The following is a 7,412-nucleotide window of genomic DNA, read 5'->3' on the forward strand; positions in this document are numbered from 1 at the left end:
GTGCTGAGTGTCGTCACCTTCCTGCCGCTGCTGGTGTGCGCGGCGCTGATGCTTCTGCCGCGCGTCCTCCCCGACCGGGTGTACGTCTGGACCTGGATCGCCACCGCCGCCGCGGACCTCGCCCTGGTCGTCGCGCTGTGGGCGGGCTTCGACACCGGCGGCGGAATGCAGTACGAGCAGCGAGCACGCTGGATCCCCAGTGCCGGAGTCGGCTACCACGTGGGTGTCGACGGCCTGTCGCTGCCGCTGGTCGCCCTGACCGGTCTGCTGTTCCTCGCCGTCGCCGTGTACTCGCTGCGCGAGTCGAGGCGGGTGCGTTCCTACGTCTGCCTGTTCCTGTTCCTGCAGACCGTCTGCACCGGCCTGTTCGTCGCCCTCGACCTGATCCTGTTCTTCGTCTTCTTCGACCTGTCGATCGTCGGCATGTTCTTCGTCATCGCCGGGTGGGGCCACGGTGAACGCGCCCGGGCGGCGGCGCTGAAGTTCTTCCTCTACACGTTCGTCGGCTCCCTCGCCCTGCTGCTCGGTTTCATCGGCCTCTACCTGGCGGCCGACCCGCACACCTTCGACATCACCGACCTCACCCGCACCAACCCCCTCGCCGGGAACGGCCTGTACGCCGGCCTGGTGCTCCTGGCGATCGGCGTCGGCCTCGCGGTCAAGACGCCGGCCGTGCCGTTCCACACCTGGCTGCCGCCCGCCCACACCGAGGCCCCGGCCGTCGGCTCGGCGATCCTGGCCGGGGTCCTGCTGAAAATGGGAACCTACGGGTTCGTCCGCATCGCCATGCCCCTGCTGCCCGGCAGCTGGCGCCACTACGCCCTGGTCGTCGTGGTCGTGGGCGTCGTGTCGGTGGTGTACGGCGCCCTGGTCGCCCTGGCGCAGACCGACTTCAAACGCATGATCGCCTACACCTCCGTGAACCACATGGGCTACATCGTCCTCGCCGTCGGCGCCGCCGGAACCCTGGCCGGCACCGACGACCGCGCCCGCTCCCTCGCCGTGACCGGCGCGGTCACCCAGATGGTCAGTCACGGCCTCATCACCGGAGCGCTGTTCCTGCTCACCGGTGTGCTGTACGACCGCGGCGGGACCAACGCGATGGACGCCTACTCCGGTCTGGCCGCGCACACCCCCCGCTTCGCGGCGGTCACCGCCGTCGCGGCGTTCGCGAGCCTCGGCATCCCAGGCTTCTCCGGTTTCATCGCCGAGTTCCAGATCTTCACCGGCTCCCTCGCCTCCCGGACGACCGCCACGGCCGTCGCCGTGACCGGCATCCTCATCACCGCGGCCCTGTTCCTGACCGCGCTGCGACGCATGTTCCTCGGCGTTCCGCGTCTGCCGCCCTCCGTTCCCACCGGTGGTGTGGCGGACCTGCGCCGCCACGAGGCACTGCCCACCGTCACCCTGCTCGCCCTCGCGCTGGTGATCGGCGTCGTACCGCGCTGGCTCCTGGACGTCATCGAACCGGCCGGCCGCACCCTGACCGGACTGGTGGCGCGGTGAACGAGAACCTCACCGTCCTCGTCCCCGAGATCGCCCTGCTCGGCGCCGCCGTCATCGGCCTGCTCACCGGCTCCTGGCTGCCCCGCCGCCGCCAGTGGGCCGTCGCCGTCCTGGCGGCCGCCGCGTGCGTGGCGGGCCTGGCGGCCACCGCGTTCACCATGGCCACCGACCGCGAGCAGACCGTCTTCTCCCACGCCTTCGCCGTCGACACCGCGACCGACGTCGGCCGCCTCGTCGTCCTCGCCGCCCTGCTGCTCGTCATCGGCATGTCCGTCGAGCCCGTACGGGGTCACAGACGCGAGACCGAGTACTGGGTGCTCCTGCTGATGACCGGCGCCGGCACCCTCGCCCTGATCGGCGCGAACGACCTGCTGATGCTGTTCGCCGCCTACCTGCTCGCGAGCGTTCCCGCCTACACGCTGGCCGGCTTCGCCAAGGACGCGCCGGGCACGGAAGCCGCCCTCAAGTACTACCTGATGGGCGCCCTGCTCGGCACCACCATGCTCGCCGGCACGGCCGTCCTCTTCGCCGCCGGCCACGCCACCCTCTACCGCGAACTGCCCGCCGCCCTGCCCGCCGCCCCCTACGGCCTCGTCGCCGTCGGACTCGTCGGTGTGCTCGCCGGCCTGCTCTTCAAGGCGGGTGCGGTGCCCGCCCACTTCTGGGTGCCCGACGTCACCGACGGCGCCCTCGCACCGGTCGCCGCCTACGTCACCACCCTCCCGAAGATCGGCGGCCTGATCGCCGGCTACCGCCTGCTCCACCAGGCACTGTCCGGCAGCGACGTCAACCGGCCGCTGCTGCTGGCGATCCTCGCCGCCGCCACCATGACCCTGGGAAACCTCGCGGCCTTCTTCCAGACCTCCGTCAAACGCCTGCTCGCCTACTCCGCCATCAGCCAGGTCGGCTACCTCCTCATGGCCCTCGCCGTCGCCACCCGCACCGACCTGGCCCAGAAGAGCCTGCTGTTCTACCTGGCCGCCTACGCCGTCACCAACCTCGGCGCCTTCGCCGTCGTCACCGAACTGCCCCGCGCGCGCACCCTCGACGACTACCGCGGCCTCGCCCGGCGCCGCCCCGGCCTCGTCGCCGTCCTCGTCGTCTGCCTCCTCGGCCTGGTCGGCACCCCGCCCACCGGCGTCTTCCTCGGCAAACTGGAGATCTTCAGCGCGACCGTCGACGGCGGCTACACCTGGCTGGCAGCTCTCGCCGTCGCCAACACGGTCGCCTCCCTCTTCTACTACCTGCGCTGGCTCGCCCCGCTGTTCACCTCCACCGACCGCGCACCCGTCACCACCCACACCGTCCTGGGCCGCTGGGCCGCCGCCACCGCCTACACGGCAGCGACCCTCTCCCTGCTTCTGGGCGTTGCCGGGGAGGCCGTCCTCGGGCTCGCAGACGGACCGCTGCTGCCGTGACCGACCGCGCTTCCTCCGTAGCCCCTGCCGCCGGTTCCCCGCCACGCACAGGAGGGACGCGCGGGCGAGCGACCCGCCCCTGACGAGACGGCGGTCTCTCCTGCCCCCCCCGTGAACACCGCTCCGCGCCCCCGTCGCACGGGGAGGAACGCCGCCGAACTCCTGTGGCCCACCCCCGCCGCCGTGCTTCCGGCCTCGCCTTCGGCCACGGCCTGCACCGCGTCGTCCGCGCCGGACGGCACGGCGAGTACCGCGACCCTCTCGGCGTCCGCCGAGACGCGCCGCCCGGCACGTTCCTGGCCCGCCGTCATGCCGGATGTCATCGGCGCCGACCCGGCCGTGCTTACGAGCAGACGGGCTCCGGACCCGGCATGCCCCTCGGGACGCGAGTGGACGGGGTCACCCGGTGGGCGATCCGGCGGCGTGGAGGACGCGGCCGACCCCGCGCCCGCCGGGACGCTCCTCGAGCGTCTACGATCGCAACCCTCGTCGGGGCCGTTGAGAGGAGAGGAACGGCATGAGGGTGGACGACGACCCGGTACTGGACGATCCGGTGGGCCGGTCGCTGGCGGGTGGGCACGCGCGCTTCGCCCGTCGGCTCGGTCGGGCCGTCGCCTACGTGCCGGACGTCGCGAGCTTCTGCGCGGTGCCGGCCGGCCCGGACCCGGCACGGTGGGCCGAACTGGCCCGGCTGCTCGGTTCCGGGGAGCTCGCCGACCTGTTCAGCTCCCCGGTCGCACCGCCGGCGGACTGGGAACCGGTCTTCAGCCTCGAAGGGCGCCAGCTGATCCGGCCCGGCAACGGTCCGATCGACCATCCCCCTGCCGGGAGGGATGCCGAGCTGGTCGAACTGGGTGCGGACAGCATGCCCGAGATGCTCGACCTCGTCGCACGCACCCGGCCGGGCCCGTTCCGGCCGCGTACCCACGAACTCGGCACCTACCTCGGCCTGCGCGTCGACGGCACGTTGGTGGCGATGGCGGGGGAGCGGCTGCGGCCTCCCGGCTGGACCGAGATCAGCGCGGTCTGCACCGCTCCCGAGGCTCGGGGACGAGGGCACGCCGCCCGACTGGTCGGTGTGCTCGCCGAGCGGATCGCGGCCCGTGGCGATCGTCCCTTCCTGCACGTCGCCGAGGCGAATGCCAGTGCGATCACGCTGTATGAGCGCCTCGGCTTCAAGACCCGCAGGCAGGTGACGTTCCGGGGGTTCCGCGTGCCGTGACGGCCCCGCACGGACGGTGGCGACGAGTCCTCATGGTCCCCGTCACCCCCGGACCGGGCGGGACCGGGTGGCGCGACGCATCCGGGCGGGTGGCGGTGCCTCGAGATCGCGCCGCACATCGACCCGCCGATCACCGCGCTGCGGCGGCAATGGGGAAGAAGTACGAGTCGCCGGTCCCGGACACCGTCGTCGGCGTTCCCGGTGACGAGCTCCTCGCCCCGGGCGAGGACGATCCCTCGTCCCATGGTGGCGCCTGCCGCCTGAAGAGCCGGACGGCGGGCGCTCGAGCCGGCCGAGCCACTCGATGGCGCGGTCCTTTCCGGGACCGGCGGCACCGCGCCCGTCGGAAGGGGACGAACCGGCTGCCGAAGAGGGCGCGCGGCACCCCAGCACCGTTCGAGCACGCAGGAGTTGTCCGTGCGGGTGCGGGTGCGGGTGCGGGTGCGGGTGCGGGTGCGGGTGCGGGTGCGGGTGCGGGTGAGGCCGTAGCGTGGGTGCATGCCCGAAGACACGCACATCCTCCACCTCACCGAGCGCTCCCTGTGGGACGCGGCCCGTGAGCACGGCGCGTACCGGATGTCGACGCGCGGCCGCACCCTCGAGCAGGAGGGCTTCGTCCACTGCTCGACACGCGCTCAACTCCCTGCCGTGGCGGCCTTCCTGTACGGCTCCTACGAGGGCCCCGACGACCTGGTGGTGCTCGTCGTGGACCCCGCGCGATTGGAGGTGCCGGTGAGGTACGAGGCGCCGGAGCCCGGGGCTGAGGAGTTCCCGCACGTGTACGGCCCGATTCCGGTGGACGCGGTGGTCGAGGTGGAGCCGTGGCGGTGACGGGACGTCCCGGGCGAGGAGAACCGGGGGAGAAGCGTCCGGTGGGAAACCGCCGGCGCGACACCGCGCGGAACGCGATGATCGACGACCGGTGTCCAGCACTCGGCGAGAGGGAACCCGCATGGTCGACCGGGTGAAAGTGCTGCGCATGGATGGGGAACGCCTCGAAGAACTCCTCGCGGTGGCCGTCGAGGACGCGGCGCCCGAAGAGGTGATGCCTCCCGTGGCCGGCCCACCGGGATGGACGACGGAACGGCAGGAAGCCTTCCGGGACTGGCACCGGGCCCGACGCTCCGGACTTGCCGGTCCGCTCCGCGAGTCCACCTTCGCGATCACCCACGACGGGAGGATCGTGGGGTCGGCCCGTCTGGCTCTCCGCGCCGGCCACGACGTCCTCGAAACCGGCATGTGGCTCGGTCGTTCGCACCGGGGACGCGGAATCGGCACCGCCGCTCTCCGCCTCCTCCTCGACGAAGCCGCGCGAGCCGGTGCACGGGCCGTGGTCGCGGACACCGAAGCCCACAACACGGCGGCACTCGGCGCCTTGCGCCGCAACGGAGCAACGCTCGTCACGAGCCGGGAGACCGCCGGCATCCACGCCGAGCTGGCGCCGAAGAAGATGCCGCCCCCTTCACCCCCCACCACGAACCCGTGAGGTTTCGGCAGCGCCGCGCCGAGGTTCGGCAGAGCATGTGCGCTCTGCCGGAAAACTCGTCCGAGGCGATGGCGACGCCGTTCCTCTCCTCGCGTCCGGCCGGCACCGGGAAGAGGAACCCGGCGTCGTGGCGGTCGAGTTCCGGGCAACCGGGCTCATCGACGCGGAGCGGGCCGACGCGGTCGCAGCGGGCGGTGGTCTTGTTCCGCTGCTTCCCGCCGGCGGTCTCCGCCGGCCCGCGTCACCGACGTCACGTCCCGCGCCGGCCGGGCCGTCACCACACCTTCGCTCCGAGCGGACGACGGGCCGTTCATGCCGCGCTCCGCTCGTTGTAGTGACGGACGATCTCCTCGAACGCGTCCCGGCCGGCGTCGTCGAGACGGTAGGTGTCGCGTCGGGGCAGGGGCGGGCGGGTGCAGTCCGGCCCGTGGACCCGGCCGTCGGAGTGCTTCCAGAACCGGCAGCACGGTGTGAGCGGCTGGACCTGCTCGCCGGGCTCCAGCCGTGCCGCGCGCCGCGCCTCGGCCCGGGCGCGCTGGTGCGCGCACCGGCACACGGCGTCGGCGGCGAGCAGGCTGGGCGCGGCCCAGGCGACGAGGACGCCGAGCAGCCACTCGTGGTGGACGAGGAGCCAGGCCGCGGCGGCCAGTTCTGCGAGGGCGAGGGCGCGGCAGGTGCGGGCGATGGCGAGGCGGCGGGTCACTGACGGCTCCCGGTGGATGGGCTGTTCCTGGTGCAGTTGCGGATGCCCCGTCCGGCCCGCGTCAGCCCGTCGGCCGGCGGAGACGCCGGCCACGGTCGAAGGAGGTGGAGGTGGAGGTGGAGGTGGTCGAAGGAGCCCGCGGCTCCGCCCTCCGCCCGACCGGTGCCGGTCCGCACCGGCCGGGCGTCCTCCAGGTGACCGGCCTCGACCAGGTCCTCGCGTCGCGTCCCGGCCCCGAAGCGGCCACCTCGTTCCCGTGGCGCTGACCGGACACGGCCGTACCGGACGCTGTCGGGTCACCTGCCGGTGCGTCCCGGCCCGCCGGCGTCGATGAGTTTCCGGTGGTCGTGCGGTCCACCCTCCGACGAAGGGAGCGCACCATGCGCGAGATCATCGTTTGCACGTTCCTGACCCTGGACGGCGTCATGCAGGCGCCGGGCGGTCCGGACGAGGACGCCGAGAGCGGCTTCGAGCACGGCGGCTGGCAGAAGCCGGTGGCCGACGACGAGGTCGGCGCGGCCATCGCCGGATGGTACGAGCACTGCGACGCGATGCTGCTCGGCCGCAAGACGTACGAGATCTTCGCGTCGTACTGGCCGACCGCCGATCCCGGGAACCCTTTCACCCACCGGATGAACAGCATGCACAAGTACGTGGCGTCCCGGACCCTGACCTCCGTCGAGTGGCAGAACTCCACGCTGCTGGAGGGCGACGTCGGCGACGCCGTACGCAAGCTGAAGGCCTCCGACGGCGGCGACGTCATCGTCGTCGGCAGCGGCGACCTCGCCCAGACCCTCATGCGGCACCACCTCGTCGACGAGTACCGGCTGACCGTCCATCCGGTGATCATCGGTACCGGCAAGCGGCTGTTCGCCGACGGGGCGGTCCCCACCGCGCTGGAGCCGGTCAGCGTCTCGGCGACGAAGGGCGGCACCGTCCTCGGCGTCTACCGGCCGAACGGCGAGCCCGCCTACGACAGCTACTAGGGCGTGTTTCGAAAGTAGCGTCGTCTGCCCGAAGGGCAGGCCCGGCGGCGTCTGGTGCGTGCGATCGCAAGGCGGAGGGTCGCCCCGATAC

At 72.6% G+C, this 7,412-nt stretch carries 8 protein-coding genes; 7 read left to right on the forward strand and 1 reads right to left on the reverse strand.

Annotated elements, in window-relative coordinates; translation table 11 throughout:
- The 5 genes from ACF09K_RS13520 to ACF09K_RS13540 all read left to right on the forward strand — a co-directional run bounded on the left by ACF09K_RS13520 (window position 1) and on the right by ACF09K_RS13540 (window position 5,632).
- Complete coding sequence (locus ACF09K_RS13520) at window positions 1–1,506, forward strand: NuoM family protein (RefSeq protein WP_392243157.1); 1,506 nt, start codon at window positions 1–3, stop codon at window positions 1,504–1,506.
- On the forward strand, window positions 1,503–2,924 hold the full coding sequence (locus ACF09K_RS13525; protein ID WP_392243158.1) for an NADH-quinone oxidoreductase subunit N: 1,422 nt from the start codon (window positions 1,503–1,505) through the stop codon (window positions 2,922–2,924). Before ACF09K_RS13520 ends, ACF09K_RS13525 begins: the two co-directional genes overlap by 4 nt.
- A 517-nt stretch (window positions 2,925–3,441) precedes the next feature.
- Window positions 3,442–4,146, forward strand: a complete 705-nt coding sequence (locus ACF09K_RS13530; RefSeq protein WP_392243160.1) for a GNAT family N-acetyltransferase — start codon at window positions 3,442–3,444, stop codon at window positions 4,144–4,146.
- A 498-nt stretch (window positions 4,147–4,644) separates the two neighbouring features.
- Window positions 4,645–4,977: a DUF952 domain-containing protein gene (locus ACF09K_RS13535; protein WP_392243162.1), complete on the forward strand. Its 333-nt coding sequence runs from the start codon at window positions 4,645–4,647 to the stop codon at window positions 4,975–4,977.
- Between the two features lie 121 nt (window positions 4,978–5,098).
- Window positions 5,099–5,632, forward strand: a complete 534-nt coding sequence (locus tag ACF09K_RS13540; protein WP_392243163.1) for a GNAT family N-acetyltransferase — start codon at window positions 5,099–5,101, stop codon at window positions 5,630–5,632.
- Between the two features lie 310 nt (window positions 5,633–5,942).
- Here ACF09K_RS13540 and ACF09K_RS13545 read toward each other — a convergent pair whose 3' ends face one another.
- The gene (locus ACF09K_RS13545) at window positions 5,943–6,335 is read right to left on the reverse strand and encodes a hypothetical protein (protein WP_392243165.1); all 393 of its coding nucleotides are present in this window, start codon (window positions 6,333–6,335) and stop codon (window positions 5,943–5,945) included.
- Between the two features lie 110 nt (window positions 6,336–6,445).
- On the opposite strand from ACF09K_RS13545, the gene ACF09K_RS13550 reads away from it, so the two are divergent.
- Together ACF09K_RS13550 and ACF09K_RS13555 are read left to right on the forward strand one after the other, a co-directional pair.
- Window positions 6,446–6,601, forward strand: coding sequence for a hypothetical protein (locus tag ACF09K_RS13550; protein ID WP_392243166.1), 156 nt, complete (start codon window positions 6,446–6,448; stop codon window positions 6,599–6,601).
- A gap of 114 nt (window positions 6,602–6,715) precedes the next feature.
- Window positions 6,716–7,321: a dihydrofolate reductase family protein gene (locus tag ACF09K_RS13555; protein WP_392243168.1), complete on the forward strand. Its 606-nt coding sequence runs from the start codon at window positions 6,716–6,718 to the stop codon at window positions 7,319–7,321.
- Window positions 7,322–7,412 lie beyond the last annotated feature (91 nt).

This window comes from Streptomyces sp. NPDC014882 (genome assembly GCF_043081325.1).
GTDB lineage: Bacteria > Actinomycetota > Actinomycetes > Streptomycetales > Streptomycetaceae > Streptomyces.